The sequence below is a fragment of the Neorhizobium sp. T25_27 genome, from assembly GCF_002968565.1.
Taxonomy (GTDB): Bacteria; Pseudomonadota; Alphaproteobacteria; order Rhizobiales; family Rhizobiaceae; genus Neorhizobium; species Neorhizobium tomejilense.
The window spans coordinates 470836-493380 of sequence record NZ_PVBJ01000003.1 but is presented as its reverse complement, the minus strand read 5'-3'; the positions used below and the strand labels follow the sequence as shown (position 1 = coordinate 493380).

The window sequence follows — 22545 nt, the reverse complement described above, 5'->3', positions numbered from 1 at the left end:
GCCTTGAAGGGCCTCGCTTCTTGGGGCATCTTGCGGGCTACAGTGGGAATTCGTTTGCCTGTGTCACATGGTGGTGAATGCGTCCGTCGAAGAACCGGGCTAGGACTTCTTCCGTGGCCGCCTTGGCAGCAGTGCGGGCTGGACTCGCCAACGCCGTCTCAACCGTCGCAAGATCGGGATAATTGATCGCAAGGATCATCGGGATTTCCGGCGCCCCTTCGTCCCGGGCATCCGCAAAGGTCACTCTTACTTCGAGCGCACCTGGGAAGGCTTTCCATTTTGGCAGGATATTCTCCAGGACGGCGGTCCGAAACGCTTCGGTCTGACCTTCCTTCACCGTTCCTTCGAAGAGAGCATAGCGTGTGATCATTGTGCGATATCCTTGTTGGGACCCTTGAAAAATTCCATCAGAGCGGCCTGATCCTCACCCCCGAGGCCGGCGGCCGTCAGCATCCGATGCACTTCGGCGCAGGTAGCTGTGAGTGGCATGGCCGTGTTGGTCAGGCGTGCAAGATCCTGCGCGCCGTTCAGATCCTTGACCATGTTGTCAATCCGGCCGGTGCGCCGGTAGTCCTTGGCAACGAATCGCGGCATGTATTCCTGCAGGATGGCGCTGTCGGCGCGGCCACCCTTCAGCGCCTGAGGGATTTTGGCGGCATCCACGCCAGCGTCGAGCGCCAACTGCGTGGCTTCGGCCACCGCCAGAAAATTCAGACCGCAGAGAACCTGGTTGATCAATTTCGTCGTCTGGCCAGCACCTGAAGGCCCCATGTGGGTGTAGTTCGAGGCGACATGTTGCAGCACCCGATGCGCGTCTGCGACATCCTGTTCTTTGCCACCTGCCATCAGCGTGAGCTGTCCGACCAATGCCTTTGGTGCGCCGCCCGAGAGGGGACTGTCGACCCAGCGCAAACCCACCTCCGCAGCGTCCGATGCCAGCGCCTTCGTTGCTTCCGGATCGATGGAGGACATGTCGATGACGAGCGTTCCGGGCGCGGCACCTTCGGCGACACCACCGGTGCCAAAAACAGCCAGCCTCACGATCTTTGGAGAATTGAGGCTGAGGATCACGTAGTCCGAAACGGACGCTGCCTCTGCCGCACTCGCGGCGGTTTTTGCACCCTTGCCCACCAGCTCTTGCACCCTGGCCTTGTCCAGGTCAAAGACCGTCAAGTTGTTGCCGGTCTCCAAGAGACGTGCGCCGATAGCTCCGCCCATCGCTCCGGCGCCTATCAATGCAACTCTGTTCGTCATCCTCGCATTCCTCCCAATTGTGCAATAATCTTGTCGACGACCGCGTCGAGCGGCTCGTCGATATCCACAGTGATCGCATTCTCCTCCGACCCCGGCGGTTCGAGCGTCGAAAACTGGCTTGCCAGCAACCCCTGTGGCATGAAGTGCCCCGATCTGGCTTTCATCCGCGCTGCGATAACCTCGGGCGTGCCCGAAAGATGGATGAAAATCACAGGCGCTCCTGCTTCCTGCGCGATATGGGCACGGTACGCACGTTTGAGCGCTGAGCAGCCAATGATCAACGGGTTCTCGGAGGCGGCGAGTGCCCGTCCTACTCGCGTCAGCCACGGCCAGCGGTCGTCGTCGTCCAAAGCGATTCCCTGGCTCATTTTCGCAATGTTTGCCAATGGGTGCAGATCATCCCCGTCCAGGTAGGCTGCGCCCAACCCGACGGCGAGCGCCGCTCCGACAGAGGACTTGCCGCATCCGGCAACACCCATCAATATCAATCGTTGCCTGGCCTCAGAGAGAGGCCGTGATGCCGCCGTCGACATAGAGCACATGTCCGTTCACAAAAGAGGAGGCGCTCGAAGCAAGGAACACGCAGGCGCCGACCAGCTCTTCGACCTTGCCCCAGCGGCCGGCCGGTGTGCGTTTTTCCAGCCACGCCGAAAAATCGGCGTCGCCGACCAGAGCGGCGTTCAGCGGCGTGTCAAAATAACCGGGCGCTATCGCATTGCATTGCAGCCCGTATCTTGCCCAGTCAGTTGCCATGCCCTTGGTCAGATTGCCAACTGCGCCTTTGGTGGCCGTATATGGCGCGATGCCGGGGCGGGCGAGGGCAGTCTGTACGCTGGCGATATTGATGATCTTACCGGCGCCGCGTTTGATCATATGCCGGGCAGCCGCCTGTCCGACGTTGAAGACACTGGAAACATTGGTGCGCATCAGCCGTTCGAACGCATCCGCCGGAAAATCCTCCAGCGGAGTGCGGTGCTGCATGCCTGCGTTGTTCACAAGGATGTCTATCGCGCCCGTTTTTGCTTCGAATTCGTCAACGGCGCGCCGCGCGGCCTCATGTTCGGTCACGTCGAAGACCAACTGATGGGCGCCGGCGCCGAAGCTTGTCGCGGCTTGCGCCAGCTTGACCGCATCGCGTCCATTGAGCACGATTTCTGCGCCGGCGTCAGCCAAACCACGGGCAAGGGCAAGGCCGATGCCCTGCGACGAGCCGGTGATCAAGGCCCGGCAACCGGTCAAGTCAAACAAGCTTCGCCCCATTGATCTCTCCGTTTTCTCTCGACATCCACAATATTGTCTCTTATGTTATCGATAACATTGATTGTCAAGAGACGGAGAAGCCAAATGAACAAGCCGCAGATCCTCCAGGTCGGACCCTATCCGGAATGGGACGAGGCGCCCCTCACTGCCAGCTTCGAGGTCCATCGGTATTTCGAGGCCGCCGACAAGGCCGGTTTCCTCGCGTCTGTCGGTCCGGACGTCAAAGCCATCGCAACAAGGGGCGAACTTGGCGCCAGCCGGGCGATGATCGAGGCTTGCCCCGCGCTCGAGCTGGTCTCCGTCTACGGGGTCGGCTTCGACGCTGTTGATCTGGCGGCCTGCCGGGAACGCGGCATCCGCGTCACGAACACGCCTGATGTGTTGACGAGCGATGTGGCAGACCTCGGGATAGCGATGATGCTATGTCAGTCGCGTGGCCTGATCGGTGCGGAAGGTTGGGTGAGAGATGGAAGCTGGGTCGAAAAGGGCCTCTATCCGCTCAAACGCCGCGTATGGGGGCGAAGCGCAGGCGTGCTCGGCCTTGGCCGCATCGGCTATGAGGTTGCAAAGCGCCTTCAGGGTTTCGACATGCGGATCGCCTATTCCGACGTCGCGCCGAAGGATTTCGCTTCGGATTGGGAGTATATTGCTGATCCCGTGGCGCTCGCCTCCCGGTCTGATTTCCTCTTTGTCACCCTGGCTGCTTCCCCAGTCACCCGCCACATCGTGGGTCGCGAGGTGATTGCGGCACTGGGCGGGGAGGGGATGTTGATCAATATCTCTCGCGCCTCCAATGTCGACGAAGAGGCATTGCTCACTGCACTGGAAAGTGGTGCACTCGGCTCGGCCGCTCTTGATGTGTTCGAGGGTGAGCCAAAACTCGACCCGCGTTTTCTCGCGTTGGACAATGTCCTCCTGCAGCCCCATCACGCCTCGGGAACCATTGAGACGCGCAAGGCTATGGGGAAACTGGTCCGCGATAATCTCACCGCGCATTTTTCCGGTCAGCCACTGTTGACGCCAGTCCTTTGAGGAGGCCGCGATGAAAACTATCGTTGTTCACGGCGCAAAGGATTTGCGCATCGAGGAGCGTCCGGTTGAAGCACCAGGCCCAGGAGAGGTGCGCCTTCGCCTTGCCGCTGGTGGAATCTGCGGCAGCGATCTCCACTATTACAATCACGGCGGCTTCGGCACCGTCCGGCTACGCGAACCGATGATTCTCGGACACGAAGTTTCCGCACATGTCGATGCCCTTGGACCGGGCGTAGAAGGATTGGAGTTGGGACAGCTCGTTGCCGTTTCGCCGTCCCGTCCGTGCCGAACCTGCCGCTACTGCCAGGAGGGGCACCAAAACCAGTGCCTCAACATGCGGTTCTACGGAAGCGCCATGCCGTTTCCGCATGTCCAAGGCGCCTTTCGTGAGGTTCTTGTTGCGGACGCGATCCAATGCGTTTCGGCCGATGGCCTGACGGCGGGCGAGGCGGCAATGGCAGAACCGCTGGCCGTGACGCTCCACGCGACCCGCCGGGCTGGAGAATTGTTGGGCAAACGGGTTCTGGTGACGGGTTGCGGGCCAATCGGCGTTCTGGCCATTCTGGCGGCTCGCCGTGCTGGGGCCGCTGAAATCGTCGCGACGGACCTCTCCGAATTCACCCTGGCGCTGGCCCGCAAAGCCGGCGCCGACCGGACGATCAACATGGCGCGAGAACCCGACGCGCTGGCCTCTTATGGGGCCTGGAAAGGAACGTTCGATGTCCTCTACGAGTGCTCCGGCGCCGCAGCGGCGCTCGCAGCGGCCATCGCTGTTTTGCGGCCGCGGGCGGTGATCGTTCAGCTGGGGCTTGGCGGAGATATGGCAGTCCCGATGATGGCTATCACGGCCAAGGAACTGGATCTGCGCGGATCGTTTCGCTTCCATGAAGAATTCGCCATCGGCGTTGGGCTCATGCAGAAGGGTCTCATCGACGTGAGGCCGTTGATCACCCACACGCTCCCCCTGCAGCAGGTCGTCACAGCCTTCGAACTTGCGAGTGACCGCAGCCAGGCGATGAAGGCACAGATTGCCTTCATCTGAATTGCAGAGAGGTTTTTGACGGAAACAGAAGGGGGGATCCGGATCAGCGCCGCCTTTGTTTTCTGCTAGACCGGCAGACCAGGGCGCTGCCGTCCCGGCGGCCATTGAGGTGCCGCAGGCGGGGCCTTCAGACATCTCGTCACCCTTGCCTGTTCATATCAAGGGTATCGGGTGATATCGATAGCGTTCTCACAGCTTCCAGAAAGGGAAGGCCGGCATGTCGTACTTCGAAGTGGTCGATCCGCTGTTTGGCCGATACGTGCTTGGCAATGCGCCGGTGAAACAGATTGCGACGGGCTTTGACTGGGTCGAGGGGCCGGTCTGGTTCGGTGATGCAGGATGCCTCCTCTTTTCCGACATTCCGAACAATCGCATCCTCCGCTGGTCTCCAGGCGCTGGGGTCTCCACGTTCCGACAACCCTCGAATTTTGCCAACGGCAATACGCGCGACAGGCAGGGAAGGCTGGTAACGTGCGAACATGGCACGCGCCGTGTGACTCGCACGGAACTTGACGGTTCCGTCACTATTGTGGCTGACCGCTATCGGGGCAGGCGCCTGAACTCTCCCAATGATGTGGTTGTAAAATCCGACGGCTCCATCTGGTTCTCCGATCCGCACTACGGGATCATGACGGACTACGAGGGCTTTCTGGCCGAGCAGGAACTGCCGTGCCACGTTTACCGCGTCGATCCTTCTGGAGAGATCGAAGTCGCCTTAACGGACTTCAACTGCCCGAACGGCCTCGCCTTCAGCCCCGATGAAACCCGCCTCTATGTCGCCGATACCGGACGCATGTTCGGCTCAGACCCCCAACATATCAGGGTTTTCAATGTTGCCTCCAGCGGCGAGCTTTCCGGCGGCGAGGTGTTTCACACCATCAGCCCAGGATGCGCGGACGGTTTTCGAATGGACAGCGATGGGAATATGTGGTCCTCGGCGGCAGATGGCGTGCACTGCATTTCCCCCGACGGGCACCTGATCGGAAAGCTACTTGTTCCTGAATTAGTCTCCAACCTCTGCTTTGGCGGCCACGCGAAGCATCAACTCTTCATGACTGCGACGACCAGCGTCTATTCGATTACGTTGAACCGCAGAGGTGCTCAAACCCCTTGAACTCAAAGCGCGTTCATCTTCGGGCACATGGTTGGCGTTCGCGGGTACCTTCTTTCATGCTGGACTCGGCCATGCCGAACGGGAAGACAGCCGGTCCCTTCACTGCCCCGCCGTATCGTTGAGAGCGGCCATCCAAACCGCTAGGTTCTTATTGCGTAGCAATCAGGGAGATGCGTCGGTCGCCGGAAACGGCCTTTCCAGAACTAGGAGCTCTATTTGCCGTCCGTTTGATGCTTAATCAGGTCACTTCCAATGCGGCCCCCCCCAGCCGCGGACGAGCCGGACAGGCAGGCTAACCTCTGGCGGCTGGGAAGAGGTTCGGTGGCTCCCATCTCTCCCAAAGGCGCCGGCGGCACGCCAAGGTGCACCCGCCAAGCTCGGCCGGCAGATTACGACCCCGCTCTTGCCGCGGATACCTGGCGGGCAGGGGATTGCACCCTGATCTGATTGCGACCTTGTTCCTTTGCCTCGTACATAGCCGCATCTGCTGCCGCCAAGAGCTTTTGCGTGTCCGAGATGTGAAACGGCACCGACGGTTGACCCTGTTCGAAAATGCGGTAAGCGCCTGATTGTGTTTGCCAACTCGCAACGAGGCTGGGGTCATCACCGGCGCCGATCGTGACCCCACCCGAACTCCATGTTATCTCAGTAAACCAATGGCTTATGGAGAACATGTAGGGGTCAACCTTCGGTGCTGTTTCACAGGCGGCCTTAGAAGAGGAAGGATGAGTCTACGAGGACTATTTCTCGGCGTGGGACGGTTTTCGGAAACGCACGCCAGCTCCTCCACCGTTTTCTGGTATGAACTCGACACCTACGCTCTCAAGCGCAAGCTGGATAGCCTTCAGATTGGCAGTTGTAATTGGCGATAATCCATTGTCCGCCTCGGCGCGCCGGACCGTCGAAATTCCGAGCTGAGCCGCGGCAGCGAGATCATCAGCACTCCAGCGCACCAACCCCCTTGCCGCGCGTATCTGTGCTCCGGTGATGACTTTCATCTTTAATCCCGTTGAACCTTTTAAGTTCATATGATATTAAAACGTTCTCTCATTCCCTCGTGCAGATTTGCATTTGGGGCCGAGCGTATGAGACGGTTGCGTCTACTGTTGCGAACAGCATCGTCAACCTGACCACGTCTAGCTGTCTGGAGCTTGGATCATGGCTGATTCTGAGAATAGCAGAACTTTGTCTGCAATCACCCGCCGAAAATTACCGAGGGCCGAACTGGAAGCGATGCTCACGGGTCTCGTTTTGATCGGAGGCGGTCCCAATGGCCTCCTCCGGGAATAAGGATGTCTCCCCCGAGACCACGCGCAGAAATTTCCTTGCACGCGCTGCGGCTTCGATCGCAGCCGCGCCCGCCCCGGCAGGTGCAATTGTGCGGACGGAGAGGTCGGAGCAAGACGATCCAGTGGTGTCACTTTGGAGGGATTGGCTAGTTGCCCACAGGCTCTGCGGGGAAGCCTGCCGCCGGCAGCAAAAGCTTGAAACGGAGTTGCTTCGAGAGCTCGGTAGTTTCCCCCGCACCAAAATCCCGCTCTGCGAAGACTGTGGTTTCATCTGGGCCTATTGCGGTCGGGAGATCGACCGTCTTTTGCCCAACGCGGATCAGGATGAAATGCGGCGGCAAGCAAGGGCCGCATTGGCCGCAAGCCGGAGCGAATGGAAGACGGCGGACAAGCGGGTGGGATATACCAGGGCGAAGAAAGCCGAGGAGGAAATCGCAAATGTCGAGGAGGCGTTGGCCAAGGAATTGTGGAGCGCGGCTCCTCAATCTGTCGCCGGCGTCGCGGTGAAGCTGCATTCTCTCCTGGAGATGGAGGATCCACGCTCTGCCCTCCAGGAAGCGCCGTGGCCGGAGCTTCGCACAATCCTTGCCGATCTTGTGCGGATTTGCGCAGGCCCGAATGCGATATGAGTAATACCACCTCCCGGTCAGTATATGCACATGGAGTGGCCGATCATCAGCATCCGGATCATCAGCTCGAGGTCAACCGAGGAACGGCCGGTAGCGCTGTGTGATCCAGGCCGCACCTGGGACCAAAGCCCTAACCCAGGAACGAGCCCTGACCACTTGCGTTCATCAAAAATCAGAACCCATGGAGCACGTTATGGACCATGATCTCTGGGATGAGCCGATTGAGATCGTTGTTGGCCCGGGCGACCACTTCAAGAGCATTGGCGGCAGCAGAGACGCCTTGGCATACTTGATGACTTGCTGGCCCCAGAAAGGAGGAGACTCCTTTGCTTTAGCCAAGCGCGCCTGCATTGAAGCTGCCGAAGGTCGAGGTGATCCGTCCGCGGCTGCGTCAGCTTTCAGAGTGGCCGCGAGCGACGCGGGCATTCTTCGTTGAGCGTCCGCAGGCCGTCGCCGCCTTCAGTGACGCCAAAACCTGCAGCGCTGGCTTGACCATGACCTTGGTATCTTTTGCCGATCGCTGCGCAAGCGCCTCCGATATGAGTAGGCGGCAGATGTTGAGCTGTCGTCGGGTGTGTGTTCTACTCGACTTGGGCTTGGGGGTTCAGAAACCATGGGACCGGAACGCAAGGCTGGGCTGCGCTTCTTGAATGGATGCGTAATCGCCGTCTTACTGGCGGGAGATTGTTTTGCGCAGGAAACGCAGTCAGGACCGCCCGCGACTGAACGCTCCGATCCGCCTGGGACGCGCTATTCGACCGGATTGAGGCCGATGTCCAATACAGAGATGCGGGGCGTGCCGGAACTGCCGCGGTTTCGAGCTTTCTTGCCGGAATTCGCAGAGCTATCGGCCCGATTTCCGCGCCCTCGTCAACAAGGGGCCTTGGGTTCCTGCGCGGCGTGGGCAGTGGGCTATGCGACGCGCAGCTACTACACTTCGACTTCCGAACGGAAACCGCTGACCGATGCCAACATCGTCAGCCCCAGTTATCTCTATCACCGCGCACGCAGGGGCGCCTGCGACGAAGGTTCGAGCGTGGCAGATAATGTACGTGTGCTCAGGCAAGGGGCTCTTTCGCTGGCGGATCATCCATACTCCGATCGCTGCGAAACCATTGCCCCAGAACTAGCCAACCGTGCAAAAGCCTTCAAGGTAGACGACCTGGCACGGCTCGACCATACGCGCGTCGACGATGTGCGCGGGCGACTTGCCCAGGGGGAGCCGGTGATCTTGTCTCTTAGGATCTGGCCCAGCTTCCACGACTATCGCGGCGGGATCTATCGCGTCGGATCGACAAGTGGGGAAATAAGCTACCACGCTGTGGTCACCACCGGATATGACGATCGTCGTCAGGCGCTGCGTGTCGTCAACTCCTGGGGCACGAAGTGGGGGGAGGGCGGCTATATGTGGCTGTCCTACGACGCCTACGCTGCCATGGCCGTCGAGGCCGTGGTATTGAGGGTCGCAGGGTTCACTCCGACACCGCCCGTCGAACCGGTCGATACCGTCGAACTGGCCAAGCTCGTAACCGACGTCAATACTCGGACCTGCGCCAACGTCGCGTTCCGCAAGGAGGGCGAGAGTGTCATCGTCTCTGGGTTCGTCGGCAGCGAGGAGGATCTTAAGCGGATCAAGGATCTGGCAGCAACGAAATCGGTGTTGAACATTGACGGCCTCGCCGTTGCGTCCTGGCCGCAATGCGAACTCAAGCAGATCCTCGCGCGGGCGGCTGTGGAGCCTGACAAGCCTGGCGTCACGGTCGCGGATGTGACTGCACTCCACTCTGGGCGGCTGCTCGACGTGACAGTGCGCGCTCCGCAACATTTCAGCTATGCCTATGTCAGCTACGTCCAGGCCGACCAGACCATCGTTCACCTGGCGCAACCGCAGGGGCCTGGAAGCCAGCTAGAGCCGGGGCAGGAACTGCGCTTTGGCGACGGGAAGGAAGGGCGTTCTAAATTTACCGTCTCGCCGCCGCTCGGCCACGAGATGATGCTGGTCGTGACCTCACGCAGCCCATTGTTCGAAAAGACACTCCCTCAGGTCCAGACCGCGCGCGAATATCTGTCGCTGCTGCGCAAGGCGCTGATCTACCGTCCGCGTGCGGATCTCCCGGAACGGGTCATCGCGGCGTCTACGATCGAGTTTGAAACGAAGGCAGCACCATGAAGATATTTCCGCTGGCGGCATTGGCCGCTGCCCTCTCGTGCCTCCCAACAAGGGCGCTGGCCCAGGATCTCAGCTCGGACCAGATTCGCTGCAAGCTTGACCCCACCTGCGTCAAGCCGGGTTTCCGCTCCTTGCCCTTCGGCAAGAGGGGCGTCACGGTCGATCCGGCTCCAGCCGAGGACAAGCCCAACGCCGTCAGCCTGCACGTTACCTTTGCCTATAATTCGGCAGAGCTGCTCAACGATTCCCTCATCACGCTCGATGCCTTGGGCACGGCACTCGTTGATCCGAGCCTTGCGTCGGCGCGTTTCATGATCGCAGGGCACACGGATTCCCGTGGCACAGACGAATACAACCAGAGGCTCTCCGAGCGCCGGGCAGACGCGGTGGCGCGCTATCTGGCCGACAAGTTCAAAATAGATTCTGGCAAGCTGGAGGTGGCGGGCTTCGGCGAGAGCGAACTCTTCGATGCCCGCAGGCCGGAGGATCAGATCAACCGGCGGGTACAGGTGATCAATCTAAGCGCCAACGCCCAGTAGTGGCACAGTGCGCTTATCGCCTTACGCTAGTAAGGTTGGGAGGGTGAGGCGATGAAACGTGGAGCCTGGATCGGTTCCGGCCTGTGGACATACGCGCTGATCGGCCTCGCATTCGCGTTGGCCGCGCCAGATGCGCTTCCCGCCGACAACATCCGCGAAATCAAACGCAAACTGTGGGTGCTAGGCGAACTCTCGGGAACCAACCTCGACGGCGAGGAGGACCGTGGCTACCGCGATAGCCTTGCGCGCTTCGCGTCGACCCGCAATCTGCGCGTAAGCAATGACGACGAGGCGGCATCGCTACTTGACCGGGCCATCGATGAGAAGACGCGGCAGGTTGCCGGACCCTATGACGATCCCCTCCCGTTCGACCGCCCATCCTTCTCTGGAGACTGGGTGGCCAAGCTCGTGATCGACGCCGAAGACAATGTCGTACTTGCGGGAAGCTGCTCGAACATTGCACGCTTCCGCCTTGACACCGGATTGCCGGCTAAAAGTTTCCCCGGAGCCCCGGGACTCAATTTCACCTACAGCAGCAGCATGGACGAGATCATTTGCCTTGCCGCCTGGGACGACAAGGCGCAGGGTCTGGTCGTCATCGATGCCATCACGGGCATGCTTGAGGATTTCATCCTTCTGCCCGGAATGGACAGTTTCTCCTTGGGCCATCTCGAAGTCGACGGGACGGGCACAGCCGTCTGGGTCTTCGGGACGAACGGCTTGTGGGCGGTGGATCTCGTGACGCGCGAGGCCCGTCGGGTGGTTTCGAAGCTGCCGGACAACCTGCCTCAGAACATCGCCGTTTCGGATGACGGATCACTAGTGGCGATCGAGTTCACCTACGGCATGAAATCCGGAAAGAAAGGCTTCCCGAAGGAAATACGGACATACGATGCGACGACGGGGCGCCAGTTGTCCGCGGTTTTCGATGTGGAAGGTCTAACGCTTGCACCGCAAGGCGACCGTTATCTCGCCGAGAAGGAGGACGTCTACCAGGTTCTTGACGCCCGCACCGGCAAGCGGCTCTTTTCGAAGAAGTTCGAAGGTATTAATCCGGAAGAGGGAATGGTCTTCACGTCGGATGGTTCGGGTGTTCTCCTTGCCCATTATGACGACGAAGAAACCCGATCCATCCTGAGGTGGGACTTCGCGAGCGGCGGCGTCACCACGATCTCTCATATCGGGCAGACAGGGAAACACGTTCGTTTCGATGAACAACGAGGCGAAGCCTACACGGTCGGTAGCGACGGCGTGTTCCGTTATCGCCTCCAGACCGGGGAAGCATTGACGCCGCCAAGAGCAGTCGACCGCATCGAATTCGTTGCGGCGGCCGTCAGCCCGGACGGCAAGACGGCCGTGGGAATAGGTCTGGACTCCGCCTATGTGCTCGATACGGAGAGTGGACAAGTCCGCCACCTGACGATCTCCGGCTGCACCATAGGAAGCTCTGTCGATCTTTCCAACAGCACATCGCCGGTTAGCTTTTCCAACAACCGGCGCCTCGCGCTCGGCTGCGAGGATGGATCCATCAAGGATATGGATATCGAGACCGGGGTGGTCTTCCCGGTCGGCAACTTCTCGGATGATGGCCCAGCTCATCTAGTAACATCGCCCGACGGCTTCTACCTGGCCGCCATTTACTCGGATCATAGTGACGGCAAGAGCGAGTACACGCTAATCGTGGCTGAGCGCAGTACCGGCCGCGTGATCCTGCGCAGGAAGACTGCCGAGAGGCTTTCCGGATTGGGCTTTGCCGATGCCGGCCGGCGCGTTCTCTACGGAGAAGGCCATTTCGCCGTCGTGATCGATATCGACTCCGGAAAGCGGGTGGCGGGCCAGGAGCTCAAGCTAGAAATGACCAAGTCCGGCCGGACCACACGCTGGTATTGGGGATCGGTCGGCTGGGTCATTCCCGATTCAGAAACGGGCGACGACACACTGTTCAGCGCCACGGGCACCGGAGGGCTCGTCTACAGCTATGCTCAGGGAAAGTTCTCGCTACGAGCAGGGAATCTCTGGGCCAGCAACGATTCGGTCGCCGGTTTTGCCAGGTGGGGGCGTGTAAAAGCGCTCGCTGACCAGAAGCTGGTCACAGTGCAAGGGGCGGGTGGTCCGGCAATCGGCCGCCTGGGTGCGGACCAGTGGGCCTCACGGCACGCGCCGGTCGGCGGAGAGGTCCTTGCGCTTGGGGCACAGAACAAGGGCCGCTTCGTTGTGGTTACCGACATCGGTGGGATACTCCTCTACGACCCGAAGAGGGCAGCTCCGATCATGACGACTGTGCTGAGCGAGAATGGAAACTGGCTGAGCCGCATCGACGGTGGCTATTTCGCCGGGACGAGGGGCGCGGCGGAAAACCTGTTTCTCGCGCCGAGCGTACATGAGACGATCACGGTCGACAGCCTTTTCGACACGCTGTACAGGCCCGATCTCGTGGTGAATGCGGCTTCAGGCGTTGCCCCGGACCGGCAGGCGGATCCGGGGGAAGGCATCAAAACGCTCCTGAAGGACGGCCTGCCGCCTACCGTGGCCATTGTATCTCCATCAAACAACGGAACCGCGGACGATGAGCGCATTGTTGCCAAGGCAAACATCATTCCGTCGACAGGCGGTGTGGGCCGTATCGAGTGGAGGGTCAACGGCATCGTTCGGGTGGCCCGCAACCTCACCTCAGGTGCCGCGGTACGCCAAGGGGAGCCTATCGCTGTCGAGGACAGACTACTTCTGGAACCAGGAAATAACCTTGTCGAGCTGAGCGTATTCAATGCGGCGAATGGCATCGCATCGATCCCTGCAACGATCAATGTGAACTGGGGCGATCCAGCCTCATCGGCGCCGCCGCGTCTTTTCGTCCTTGCGGTAGGCATCAATCGCTACTGGGACAGCAGGCTGAGCCTCAATTTCGCGACCGACGATGCCAGCGAGATCGTACGGGGCTTCAAGCTCGCAGGCGGCGACCTGTTCGACGACGTCAAGAGCTGGCTGATCACCAATGAGCAGGCGACACGGGAAGGGATAGGTCTCGCCTTCGATGATATCGCCAGGAGCATCCGCTCGACCGACGTCTTCGTCCTCTTCGTCGCCGGCCATGGCAAAACACTGGATGGCCGGTACTTTTTCTTGCCTCACGATTTCAAATATTCCGGAGAAGCCTCCATCGCGGCGCAAGGCATCGGGCAGGATCACTGGCAGGCCTGGATGACGCGTGTCGCAACTCGCAAGTCACTGCTGATGTTCGACACCTGCGAGAGTGGAACGCTGACGCAAGAGCGCACCACGCGCGGCTTCGACCGGCTCGCCGCGCTGGACCGGCTAACGAGGGCGACCGGCCGTTCAATCCTTGCCGCTTCCAGTGACGACGGTCCTGCACTGGAAGGTTTCCAGGGGCACGGCATCTTCGCCTACAGCGTGCTTGAGGGGCTAGGCGTCGCAGACTCAAACCGCACTGGCCTGATCCAGGTGACGGCGCTCGCGTCTCATGTCGGCGCGCGGGTGCCGGACCTATCCTACGGCAAGTTCGGCATCCGGCAGGTCCCTCAGATGAAGCTGATCGGCGAGGACTTTGCCATCGGCAAGGCGGTGAGCGCCCTCTCGGCTGTAGCAGACGATTTCGTCCCGGCGCAGCCGACCCATGTGGTCGTTTCCCTCGCTCCCCTCACCGATGCTAAGGCATCTGCAACAGGCGAAACACTCGCGCCGGGCGCCCTGCTCCGGGTCGTCTTTGAAGCGGGCGGGCGCTCGGAAGTCGCCCGCGCCGGCAAGCGTATTGGCTTCGTCCCGACGACCAGCCTTGCTCCGATGCATTGAGCACGAGTGGCCGTACGCCTAAGGCCGCAAAGGCTTTGCGGTGCTGTCTGCGAACATGGCCGAGGCAATCCCTGTCAATGCCGACGAACTTGCACGGCATACGCCCGAGACGGCCGAGCGGGTGCTGCAGCAGGCGTGCGCGATGATATCGCAGTTCAAGGCCGCCTATCCTCATCGCATTCTCAGTCGATCGGTCCATTGATCGGGACGAAGGGCAACGCGGGTTCGGTTCATATAACCGGTTGGAAGCTGGCTGGGGAAAGTGGCTACGCTCCCGCATGCGGCACTCCGCGGAGGGGAGGTCGTGGGAAGGGATGGCACGTAGTTGAGAAGGTCAGCGAAATCCAGGCCCTCTTTGAAGGGCCTGATCCTGCTGTTGGCCGCGGGCGTGAAAGTCGGGGAGGGCTAACGTATTGCAGGCATGCGCCACGTCTGCGAGTTCGTTCCGCGAAGCGAATGTGCGGCGCGGCAAACACCTGAAGCAGGCCTAGCTAGACATCTCGCCGGAAATCAACCGGCAGGTTTCGGACGGATGGCTGGCTTCGCCTTCTTCGGCGCAGTTATTCCAAGTTCGCGGTTCATCTTTTTCAACGCCACCTTGCGCGTCCGGCGGATGCCCTCCGCCTTTTCGCGGGCCCGCTTCACGGAAGGTTTTTCATAATGTTCCCGGAGGCGCATCTCCCGAAACACGCCCTCCTGCTGCAACTTCTTCTTCAGAAAGCGCAAAGCCTGATCAACATTGTTATCCCGCACCAGAACTTGCAAGCCGAACCCCTATGTTATCGTCTGGACCATTCATAGGCGGACGGCCGGTCTCTGGCAATATTGCAGCAAGGGAGGCAGGGATGACCATGCTAGTAGATGCCGCTAGAGTTATCCGTCATCGAGTCCCTGCGGACATACCGTTTGTCGCTTCGGTATCGATCAGTTCGCGTGTGGTGATGGCGAGACTCCTTCCTGGTTGATGCTTTCCATGAACGCACCCGACGCCCAAAAGATGCATGCGAATCAGCAGGCTAACCGGGACTCGCGAAACGGGCACGGCCGAACGGCTAAGGCCTTGAAAAATGATTCGTTTCGACTCGGAACAATTACCCGCTCATTCGCTTGAATCGCCTAAGTTGCGTCAGGAGTTCAGCGTCATGGTTGCCCCAAGGGCCAATTGGAAAGGCTTCATCAAGTTCGGAGAGGTGTCATGCCCAGTGGCGCTTTACACCGCGGCATCCTCCTCCGAGCGGATCGCGTTTAACACCCTCAATCGGAAGACCGGCAATCGGGTAAAGCGGGAGTTCGTCGATAGCGAAACCGGTAATCCCGTCGAGCGCGATGAGCAGGTCAAAGGTTACGAGATCGAAAACGGCCAATACATCGTTCTGGAACCCGATGAAGTCGCCGGCGCCGTACCCGAGAGCGACAAGACCCTGAAGATCGACGCGTTCATTCCCTGCAACGAAATCGACGACGTCTATTTCGACAAGCCCTATTATCTTGCGCCGGACAGGATGGGCAAGGAGGCTTTCGTCCTTCTGCGCGACGGGATGAAGACGGCGAAGGTCGCCGCTATCGCTCGCACCGTCCTCTTTCGCCGGATGCGCACGGTCCTGATCCGCGCACACGGCAAGGGCCTGATCGCCTCGACGCTGAACTTCGACTACGAAGTCCGTTCATCCGAGAAAGCGTTCGAGGAGCTGCCTGACCTGAAGATCGAGGGCGAGATGCTCGATCTCGCCGAACATATCATCGGGAAGAAGAAGGGCAGTTTCGATGCCAGCACCTTCGACGACCGATATGAAGCCGCGGTCGCCGAATTGGTGAAGGCCAAGATCGAAGGCCGGTCGCTGCCGAAGAAGAAGGCGCCGGTCGCATCGAAACCGAGCGATCTGCTGCAGGCACTGCGCGAAAGCGCGGGGGTCGGAGCCAAGGCCGAGCCGAAACGCACAGCCGCCAACGCCAACAAAGGCACCGGTCGCCAAAAGGCCGCCAAACCTGCCAGTGCAGCGAAATCGAAGGCCGCGACGACGCCAGCGCGCCGCGCACGCTGATCGGAGGGTATCATGGCTGTCCGTCCCTACTGGAAAGGCTATCTCAAGCTGTCGCTGGTCACCTGCCCGGTGCAGATGATGCCTGCGACCTCGGAGAACGAGAAGGTTCGCTTCCACACGCTCAATCGCGAAACCCAGAACCGCGTCGTCAGTTACTATGTGGACTCGGTGACGGGGAAAGAAGTCAGGCAAGAGGACGAGGTCAAAGGCTATCAGCGCGGTGAGGACGAATACATCATTCTAGAAGATGATGAGCTCGAAAATGTCGCATTGGATAGCAGCAAGACCATCGATATCTCCACCTTCACCCCGCGCGACACGATCGAGTGGGTCTGGCTCGACACCCCCTATTATCTGTCACCGAACGATCCGGTCGGCCAGGAGGCGTTCTCGGTCATACGCGACGCAATGGAATCCCAGGACATGGTCGGCATTTCGCGGCTGGTTATTACGCGGCGCGAGCGCGCCGTCATGTTGGAGCCACGCGGCAAGGGTATCGTTCTGTGGACTTTGCGCTATGGTGACGAGGTGCGGGATGAAGAGACCTATTTCGAGGGCATCGGTGATGAGACAGCAGATTCCGACATGATGCCGCTGATCCAGCAACTGATCAAAAAGCAGACCCAGCACTGGAACCCGAAGATGGTCGTCGACCCGGTTCAGGACCGGCTCCTCGATATCATCGCAGCAAAGAAGAAGGCCCTGAAAAAGCCGTCAAAGGCCAAGGCCAAAACGCCGGCCTCAGCGCCCGCACCGAGCAACGTCATCAACATCATGGATGCCTTGAAGAAGTCGGTCGCAGCCGAAACCCGGACAAGCAAATGAGCAAACGCGCCAAGCCTCTGCTTCAAGACGAGGCGTTCACCGCCAAATCGAAGCCGAGGCGCAAGCGCGATCCGGCCCAACCCAACCTCCCATTCGACCCGATGCCCGATCGCGTTGAGCCATGCCTGGCTTTGCTGAAGACAGCTCCGCCTGTCGGGCCGGACTGGGCCTTCGAAATCAAATGGGACGGCTATCGACTCGCGATCCATATCGAGCCGAAGGGCGTGCGGATCATCACCCGTGGCGGCCATGACTGGACACACCGTTTTCCCGCGATTGCCGCGGCGGCAAAGAAACTCGGGGTCGGAACAGCGATCCTCGACGGGGAGGCTGTCGTTCTCAACGCTGAGGGCCAATCCGACTTCGGAGCGCTGCAGCGTTCGCTCGGCGGACGCGGCGGCAAACGATCCTCGACGGAGTCGATCCTGTTTGCCTTCGACCTTCTGTATTTCGACGGGCACGATCTGACGAAAACCGAGCTGTCTGTCCGGCGGCATCTTCTCGAAGATCTGCTGGAAGGCGCCGTCGGCGCCATTCAGCTTTCAGAGGAAATCGAAGGCGACGGAACAGGGTTGTTGGCCAACGCTTGTTCTCTTGGAATGGAAGGCATTATCGCCAAGCACCGCGACAGCCCGTACCGCTCCGGTCGGACCGGGGACTGGCTAAAGATCAAATGCGTCCAGAGCGATAGCTTCATGATCGTCGGCTACGAGCGATCCGCCGCTGCGCGCGGCGGTATCGGCAGCTTGCTGCTTGCTGGCCGTCGCGGCCATGACTGGGTCTATGTCGGCGCCGTGGGCACCGGCTTCAAGGAAAGGGATGCGATCTATCTGAAGAAGACGCTGGATCAGCTGAAGACGAGGACGCCGGTGGTTCCGATCAAAGGCAAGAACTACGTGTTTGCGCAGCCGACGTTGATCGCGGAGATCGAATTCCGCGGCTGGACGGACGACGGCAATCTGCGGCATGCATCTTACAAAGGCCTTCGGGAAATCCAGGACAATGCGGCTGTATTCGAAATGAATGGCTGACCGGATCGCTGAAACGGGCAGGGAGCTCGACCCTTGCGGGGAGCGCCCTGCCACACCCGGACGATCGCGCAGACAGACAAGCTGCTGCGCAGGCGATCATCGAAGACGGGTGGCAGCAGATAGATGATCGTCCGAGCCGGAGAATTCAAGGGTCTGCTCGTGCCGAGCCTGATGGCGGCTCGACCCGTTCAAGTTCGAAGAAGTAGATCCGCTCGTCGCCTTCAATCACCATCGCCCCCATCATCCTGTGCTCGTCAATCCTGCGAAGGTGGTCTACGATCGGTTGCTCGTCATAGATGATCGCAGCGCTTGTCACTCCGTGAAACGACATCGTCTGCAGCGACGCAACCGGCCCTTTTGCCCGCAGCCCGCGCTGAAGGTACGAAAACAGGTTTTTCACGGGACGTGTTCTTCCGACCTTATGGAAGCGAAGCGCCAGACGCAGCGGGATCCTCGCGGGATCGATTGGTGTCAGCCTGTGCTGACCGAATCGAAACAAGAGCGCGTCCGCGCGCAATTCCGATGGAAACCGTTTGCCGAACCAGCCGAGATTTTCCAACACGCCGTCGAACGGATGGCCGGACGGGATGCCGCGACCCTGCCATAGCCCGATCATCTCGCTGGGCTTGATCGGCGGCAAGCTTAGAAACTTCTCAAGGGTTTTCTGCTGTTCGCTCAGAGGACGCTTCCTTTTCCCTGCGCTCCCTCGTCCGCCTCCTGGATTTGGCGTCCCGCCGCGCGGTCCGCGGTTCCTCCAGCGTCGGAAGCCACCAGCCGCGATCGAGTTCTTGTGGTCCCGGAGATGTCCGCGCCGGCCAGGTGGTCACCAATTCTTCCAGCGAGCCTGATCGCCACGATGCCCAGACATAATTCTTATCGCGATTTGCGGGGAAGTAGAACGTATCGACAGTCGCCGTATCTGCCAATTCGCCGTCCGTGCCAGTAAAGAAAAGGACTCCGACATGGGTGCTGACAGCGCGCTCCGGCGGCGGGCCATCATTGGCCGGGACAGGATATCGTTTCCGTCGACGCTCCCTGGTCCGTGCCTTCGACGCCTCGTCTTCCTCTGTACCCTTGATTTCTTCACGCCGCGCCTTCCGCATCTCAGGCTCGTTGCGTTCGGCGGCCGTCTCAATTGCCGGCCACCGCCGGCGGAGTTCGTCCAACGACCGGTAAGGCACCGCCCACAGCCGTCGGTCGGCATCCCAGCGCGCGAAGGGAATGTCCCGGATCTCGTTGACGATGGTGCGGGAATAGGGCGTCCGAATTTGAAGGGAAGAGGGCCCCGCGTCCAGATAGTGGCTTTCGATCGGATCGAATGCGAAGGCATCTCTGCCCTTCTCGTCGGCGAAGGCCTCGGCTTCCGCTTCCATCTCGGCGAGCCAGCGGCCGATACGTCTCTGGGCGGTCCGTCCCGGCACGAACCAGGCATTGAGACGATCGCTCCATCGCGCGCGCGGAAACGCTTCGCGAAAGCGCTGCACCGTGATGCGATCATGAGGCAGCTCTGTCGTCGCGCCAGCACGCGGCGTTGAGGGAGCATCGCTGTCCGGTTCCGGTTCCATCGTGCTGTAACGCGGAATTACGAATTCGGGTTCACTCGCCATGCTGCGGCCGATCACTCAGGCCGCCTGCTTCATCGACTTGGCGAGCCGCTTGATCGCCTGCTGGAGCGATCGCTGCCCGTCGCAATAGTCCTGCCAGGCGCTCGATCTCGCCAGCAGCGCCGGCACGGTGCGGATCGTGAACCGCTTCGGATCGAGATCCGTCTTCACTTGGGCCCAGGTCAGCGGCATTGACACCGTGGCGCCGGGCCGGGCGCGCGGCGATAGTGGTGCGACCGCGGTCGCCATGCGGTCGTTGCGCAGGTAATCGAGGAAGATGCGACCGTTGCGCTGGTTCTTCGCCATCTTGATCAGGTAGAGCTCAGGGTTTTCGCGTGCCATCTGCTGGCAGACGTCATGGGCAAAGCCTTTGGCTTCCGGCCAAGCGAGCTTCTTGCCCTTCGCCACTGCAAGCGGCGTGACCACATGCAAGCCCTTGCCGCCCGTCGTCTTGCAGAAGCTGACAAGGCCGAGTTCCTCCAGCCGGTCACGCATCTCCCGAGCGGCTTCGACGACGGTGGAGAAGGGGACGTCCGGACCGGGATCGAGGTCGAACACCAGACGACCCGGCACTTCGGGTAGTTCCGGTTCGCAATTCCAGGGATGCAGCTCGACGCCGCCGATCTGCGCGATCGCGGCGAGGCCCTCGACGCGATCAATCTGCAGATAGGGTTTCTTGTCGCCGAACACCTGCACCAGCTCGAGCAGGTTCGACGTTCCGGGCATGGCATGGCGCTGGAAGAACTGCTCGCCGCCGATGCCATCGGGGGTTCGGATGATCGAGCACGGCCGGCCCTTGATGTGGTCGATAAGCCAGGGGCCGACGGCTTCGTAGTAGGTGGCGAGATCGACCTTGGTCACCGGCTTGTCGTCGCCAGCGTCGGGCCACAGCGGCTTCTCCGGATTGGAGATCAACACGCCCATGACGTTCGCCTTGCCGCCCTTCCGGAAAGATTTAGCGGGAGTTGGCTTTTCGGCCTCTGCCTCCGGATCAGGCACATCGGCTGCTACGGGTGAGACAGGCTTCTCAGCGACGACTTCCCCCGCTGGCTTATCCTCGCGCAGGCCTTTGAATGCCGCCTGCCGAACCAGGCCATCGGCTGTCCAACCCGCGAACTGGATCTCGGCGACGAGTTCCGGTTTGAGCCAGACGATGTTAGGATCCTTGTTTGGCGCGCCGATCCCCGTAAACGGCGACTTGGTGGTTTCCAGCTGGCGGAGCTTCGGCAAAATCGTATCGACGACTTTTGCGCCGTAACCCGTCCCGACCCGGCCGACATAAACGAAATGATCACCCCGGTTGACGCCGACGAGCAGCGAGCGGAACTTGCCGTTCGTTTTGGCATAGGCGCCGATCACCACTTCATGGCCGGCCCGGCATTTGGACTTGGCCCACGTTTCAGTGCGGCCGGATTGATAAGGCGCATCGGCCTGTTTCGAAACGATGCCTTCGAGCGACAGGCGGCAGGCCGATTTCAGGACGGCGTCGCCACCGGTTTCGAAATGCTCGACGAAACGCAGGCGTGGATCGTCGCCTGCGTCGTTGAGCAGGGTCTGCAGACGATCCTTGCGCTCGGTCAGCGGCAGTTGTCGGAGATCCTCATTGCCTTCAAACAGCAGGTCGAAGGCGAAATACACCAGCGCATCGGTCTTGCCTTCCGACAGCGCCGCCTGCAGCGCGGCAAAGTCCGGCGCGCCGTGTTCGTCGAGAGCGCAGATCTCGCCATCGATGATCGCGTCAGGGAGGGCGGAACCAGATGCGGCTATTGCCGGATATCTTGCTGTCCAGTCGAGGCCTTTGCGAGTCTTGAGCGTCACTTCGCCGTTTTCGATGCGCATCTGGATGCGATAGCCGTCGAACTTGATCTCATGGATCCAGCCGTCCGCCGTGGGTGGACGCTCAAGCGTTTCGCAGAGCTGCGGAGCGATGAACCCCGGCATTGTTGACTTGGAAGCTTTGGCCGGCGCGGCTTTCCTTTTGGTTTTGGTTTCGGCTTTGCGTTCTTCGGCGGCAAGGCCGTGGGTGCTGTCCCAGACGGCATTCGCCTGAACGTTACTGCTCTCGACCATGAACGGTTTCGGCTTCTTGCCCTTGCCGGCAGCGATCGCCTCCATTGTGCGACCGGAGGCGACAGAGGTGGCGTTGTCCTCAAGGACAGCCGCGCCGTCTTCCTCGACGGAGAATTCATCGTGATGCTTGATCAGCAGCCAATTGGTGCGCTTGCCGCCATCGCGGTCATTGCGCATCCGCACCAGCACAAAGCTGCCATGCAGACGCTCGCCCTCCAGCCTGAATTTGAAATCTCCTTTGGCCAATGCCTGTTCCGGGCTTTTATTACCCTCCGGCTCCCAATAGCCACGGTCCCAGAGCATGACCGTGCCACCGCCATACTGGCCTTTCGGAATCGTGCCTTCAAAGTCGCCATAGTCGAGCGGATGATCCTCGACCTCGACGGCAAGACGCTTGTCGCGTGGATCGAGCGACGGTCCCTTGGTCACCGCCCAAGACTTGAATACCCCATCTAGTTCCAAGCGAAGATCGTAGTGCAGCCGCGTCGCGTCATGTTTCTGGATGACGAAGCGACGGCGGTTCGACGCCTTCAGCTTCGCCTTTCCGCTCGGCTCCTGCGTCTTCTGAAAGTCGCGTTTCTGCTTGTATTTTGAGAGCTTGTCGCTGGCCATCGCGGTCCCCGGGACACTTCCGCCATCCGCGTCGAATGACGACGGAGCTGAGGCGCGGGCTGGACAGGTGGGACGCTCGACTGCCATTTCGTTGGCCGCAAGGAGAGCGTTCATCACCCCTGTCACGTCCAGTTGACACGGCACGCGACCTCGGAACTGAGAAGCATCCAGCCCGCATTTTGTTCCAACTCAGCCCGTTGAGATGCGGTGATGGAAACAGAAAGC

Annotated in this window: 20 protein-coding genes and 1 pseudogene; 12 read left to right on the top strand and 9 right to left on the bottom strand. The window is 60.5% G+C overall.

From position 1 onward, the window contains the following. Positions 1-37 precede the first annotated feature (37 nt). Genes C5J24_RS12565 through C5J24_RS12550 form a run of 4 tightly spaced genes read right to left on the bottom strand, consistent with a single transcriptional unit; the run spans position 38 to position 2514 of the window. A complete protein-coding gene (locus tag C5J24_RS12565) occupies positions 38-370 on the bottom strand; it encodes a hypothetical protein (RefSeq protein WP_105403716.1) in 333 nt (110 codons plus the stop codon). Continuing rightward, the gene (locus tag C5J24_RS12560) at positions 367-1254 is read right to left on the bottom strand and encodes an NAD(P)-dependent oxidoreductase (protein ID WP_105403715.1); all 888 of its coding nucleotides are present in this window, start codon (positions 1252-1254) and stop codon (positions 367-369) included. Before C5J24_RS12560 ends, C5J24_RS12565 begins: the two co-directional genes overlap by 4 nt. Beyond that, positions 1251-1733, bottom strand: coding sequence for a gluconokinase (locus tag C5J24_RS12555; protein WP_245437533.1), 483 nt, complete (start codon positions 1731-1733; stop codon positions 1251-1253). The genes C5J24_RS12560 and C5J24_RS12555 overlap by 4 nt, the downstream gene beginning before the upstream one ends. A 22-nt stretch (positions 1734-1755) precedes the next feature. After that, positions 1756-2514: an SDR family oxidoreductase gene (locus tag C5J24_RS12550; RefSeq protein ID WP_105418253.1), complete on the bottom strand. Its 759-nt coding sequence runs from the start codon at positions 2512-2514 to the stop codon at positions 1756-1758. A gap of 84 nt (positions 2515-2598) precedes the next feature. On the opposite strand from C5J24_RS12550, the gene C5J24_RS12545 reads away from it, so the two are divergent. The 3 genes from C5J24_RS12545 to C5J24_RS12535 all read left to right on the top strand — a co-directional run bounded on the left by C5J24_RS12545 (position 2599) and on the right by C5J24_RS12535 (position 5702). Then, a complete protein-coding gene (locus tag C5J24_RS12545) occupies positions 2599-3546 on the top strand; it encodes a 2-hydroxyacid dehydrogenase (protein ID WP_105418252.1) in 948 nt (315 codons plus the stop codon). 10 nt (positions 3547-3556) lie between these two features. Beyond that, positions 3557-4588: an L-idonate 5-dehydrogenase gene (locus tag C5J24_RS12540; RefSeq protein WP_105418250.1), complete on the top strand. Its 1032-nt coding sequence runs from the start codon at positions 3557-3559 to the stop codon at positions 4586-4588. Positions 4589-4805: 217 nt separating this feature from the next. Further along, positions 4806-5702 (top strand): SMP-30/gluconolactonase/LRE family protein, encoded by an 897-nt coding sequence (locus C5J24_RS12535; RefSeq protein WP_105418248.1) that lies wholly within the window; start codon positions 4806-4808, stop codon positions 5700-5702. Between the two features lie 740 nt (positions 5703-6442). Here C5J24_RS12535 and C5J24_RS12525 read toward each other — a convergent pair. Continuing rightward, positions 6443-6700 (bottom strand): transcriptional regulator, encoded by a 258-nt coding sequence (locus C5J24_RS12525; protein ID WP_105418430.1) that lies wholly within the window; start codon positions 6698-6700, stop codon positions 6443-6445. Positions 6701-6972: 272 nt separating this feature from the next. Between C5J24_RS12525 and C5J24_RS12520 the strand changes: the two genes are divergently transcribed. The 6 genes and pseudogenes from C5J24_RS12520 to C5J24_RS32660 form a co-directional block, all read left to right on the top strand. Then, positions 6973-7620, top strand: a complete 648-nt coding sequence (locus C5J24_RS12520) for a hypothetical protein (protein ID WP_105418244.1) — start codon at positions 6973-6975, stop codon at positions 7618-7620. 193 nt (positions 7621-7813) lie between these two features. Next, positions 7814-8056: a DUF982 domain-containing protein gene (locus C5J24_RS12515; RefSeq protein WP_105405195.1), complete on the top strand. Its 243-nt coding sequence runs from the start codon at positions 7814-7816 to the stop codon at positions 8054-8056. Positions 8057-8392: 336 nt separating this feature from the next. Beyond that, positions 8393-9790, top strand: coding sequence for a C1 family peptidase (locus tag C5J24_RS12510; RefSeq protein ID WP_172723937.1), 1398 nt, complete (start codon positions 8393-8395; stop codon positions 9788-9790). Next, complete coding sequence (locus C5J24_RS12505; RefSeq protein ID WP_105405179.1) at positions 9787-10329, top strand: OmpA family protein; 543 nt, start codon at positions 9787-9789, stop codon at positions 10327-10329. The genes C5J24_RS12510 and C5J24_RS12505 overlap by 4 nt, the downstream gene beginning before the upstream one ends. Before the next feature lie 117 nt (positions 10330-10446). Then, positions 10447-14136 (top strand): caspase family protein, encoded by a 3690-nt coding sequence (locus C5J24_RS12500; protein WP_172723936.1) that lies wholly within the window; start codon positions 10447-10449, stop codon positions 14134-14136. 22 nt (positions 14137-14158) lie between these two features. Next, positions 14159-14338 (top strand): annotated as a pseudogene (locus C5J24_RS32660) (hypothetical protein); the annotation flags it as partial. A gap of 308 nt (positions 14339-14646) precedes the next feature. On the opposite strand, the gene rpsU reads toward C5J24_RS32660, so the two are convergent. After that, a complete protein-coding gene (gene rpsU, locus C5J24_RS12490; protein WP_105405181.1) occupies positions 14647-14901 on the bottom strand; it encodes a 30S ribosomal protein S21 in 255 nt (84 codons plus the stop codon). Positions 14902-15278: 377 nt separating this feature from the next. On the opposite strand from rpsU, the gene C5J24_RS12485 reads away from it, so the two are divergent. The 3 genes from C5J24_RS12485 to ligD (C5J24_RS12475) are packed head-to-tail and all read left to right on the top strand — an operon-like array spanning position 15279 to position 18034. Next, complete coding sequence (locus tag C5J24_RS12485) at positions 15279-16178, top strand: Ku protein (RefSeq protein ID WP_105418238.1); 900 nt, start codon at positions 15279-15281, stop codon at positions 16176-16178. 12 nt (positions 16179-16190) lie between these two features. Continuing rightward, complete coding sequence (locus C5J24_RS12480; protein ID WP_105418236.1) at positions 16191-17003, top strand: Ku protein; 813 nt, start codon at positions 16191-16193, stop codon at positions 17001-17003. Further along, complete coding sequence (gene ligD / locus C5J24_RS12475) at positions 17000-18034, top strand: non-homologous end-joining DNA ligase (protein WP_105418234.1); 1035 nt, start codon at positions 17000-17002, stop codon at positions 18032-18034. The genes C5J24_RS12480 and ligD (C5J24_RS12475) overlap by 4 nt, the downstream gene beginning before the upstream one ends. A 145-nt stretch (positions 18035-18179) precedes the next feature. Here ligD (C5J24_RS12475) and C5J24_RS12465 read toward each other — a convergent pair whose 3' ends face one another. The 3 genes from C5J24_RS12465 to ligD (C5J24_RS12455) are packed head-to-tail and all read right to left on the bottom strand — an operon-like array spanning position 18180 to position 22320. Further along, complete coding sequence (locus C5J24_RS12465) at positions 18180-18674, bottom strand: DUF4334 domain-containing protein (RefSeq protein ID WP_371674194.1); 495 nt, start codon at positions 18672-18674, stop codon at positions 18180-18182. A gap of 13 nt (positions 18675-18687) precedes the next feature. Then, positions 18688-19599 (bottom strand): hypothetical protein, encoded by a 912-nt coding sequence (locus C5J24_RS12460; RefSeq protein ID WP_105418428.1) that lies wholly within the window; start codon positions 19597-19599, stop codon positions 18688-18690. 57 nt (positions 19600-19656) lie between these two features. Next, on the bottom strand, positions 19657-22320 hold the full coding sequence (ligD, locus tag C5J24_RS12455; RefSeq protein ID WP_105418230.1) for a DNA ligase D: 2664 nt from the start codon (positions 22318-22320) through the stop codon (positions 19657-19659). Positions 22321-22545: the final 225 nt, after the last annotated feature.

Bases quoted from the DNA above. Each gene is read 5' to 3' on its own strand.
- C5J24_RS12565 (WP_105403716.1), bottom strand. From the start codon at position 370: ATGATCACACGCTATGCTCTCTTCGAAGGAACGGTGAAGGAAGGTCAG.
- C5J24_RS12560 (WP_105403715.1), bottom strand. From the start codon at position 1,254: ATGACGAACAGAGTTGCATTGATAGGCGCCGGAGCGATGGGCGGAGCT.
- C5J24_RS12555 (WP_245437533.1), bottom strand. From the start codon at position 1,733: ATGGGTGTTGCCGGATGCGGCAAGTCCTCTGTCGGAGCGGCGCTCGCC.
- C5J24_RS12550 (WP_105418253.1), bottom strand. From the start codon at position 2,514: ATGGGGCGAAGCTTGTTTGACTTGACCGGTTGCCGGGCCTTGATCACC.
- C5J24_RS12545 (WP_105418252.1), top strand. From the start codon at position 2,599: ATGAACAAGCCGCAGATCCTCCAGGTCGGACCCTATCCGGAATGGGAC.
- C5J24_RS12540 (WP_105418250.1), top strand. From the start codon at position 3,557: ATGAAAACTATCGTTGTTCACGGCGCAAAGGATTTGCGCATCGAGGAG.
- C5J24_RS12535 (WP_105418248.1), top strand. From the start codon at position 4,806: ATGTCGTACTTCGAAGTGGTCGATCCGCTGTTTGGCCGATACGTGCTT.
- C5J24_RS12525 (WP_105418430.1), bottom strand. From the start codon at position 6,700: ATGAAAGTCATCACCGGAGCACAGATACGCGCGGCAAGGGGGTTGGTG.
- C5J24_RS12520 (WP_105418244.1), top strand. From the start codon at position 6,973: ATGGCCTCCTCCGGGAATAAGGATGTCTCCCCCGAGACCACGCGCAGA.
- C5J24_RS12515 (WP_105405195.1), top strand. From the start codon at position 7,814: ATGGACCATGATCTCTGGGATGAGCCGATTGAGATCGTTGTTGGCCCG.
- C5J24_RS12510 (WP_172723937.1), top strand. From the start codon at position 8,393: ATGTCCAATACAGAGATGCGGGGCGTGCCGGAACTGCCGCGGTTTCGA.
- C5J24_RS12505 (WP_105405179.1), top strand. From the start codon at position 9,787: ATGAAGATATTTCCGCTGGCGGCATTGGCCGCTGCCCTCTCGTGCCTC.
- C5J24_RS12485 (WP_105418238.1), top strand. From the start codon at position 15,279: ATGGTTGCCCCAAGGGCCAATTGGAAAGGCTTCATCAAGTTCGGAGAG.
- C5J24_RS12480 (WP_105418236.1), top strand. From the start codon at position 16,191: ATGGCTGTCCGTCCCTACTGGAAAGGCTATCTCAAGCTGTCGCTGGTC.
- ligD (WP_105418234.1), top strand. From the start codon at position 17,000: ATGAGCAAACGCGCCAAGCCTCTGCTTCAAGACGAGGCGTTCACCGCC.
- C5J24_RS12460 (WP_105418428.1), bottom strand. From the start codon at position 19,599: ATGGAACCGGAACCGGACAGCGATGCTCCCTCAACGCCGCGTGCTGGC.
- ligD (WP_105418230.1), bottom strand. From the start codon at position 22,320: ATGGCCAGCGACAAGCTCTCAAAATACAAGCAGAAACGCGACTTTCAG.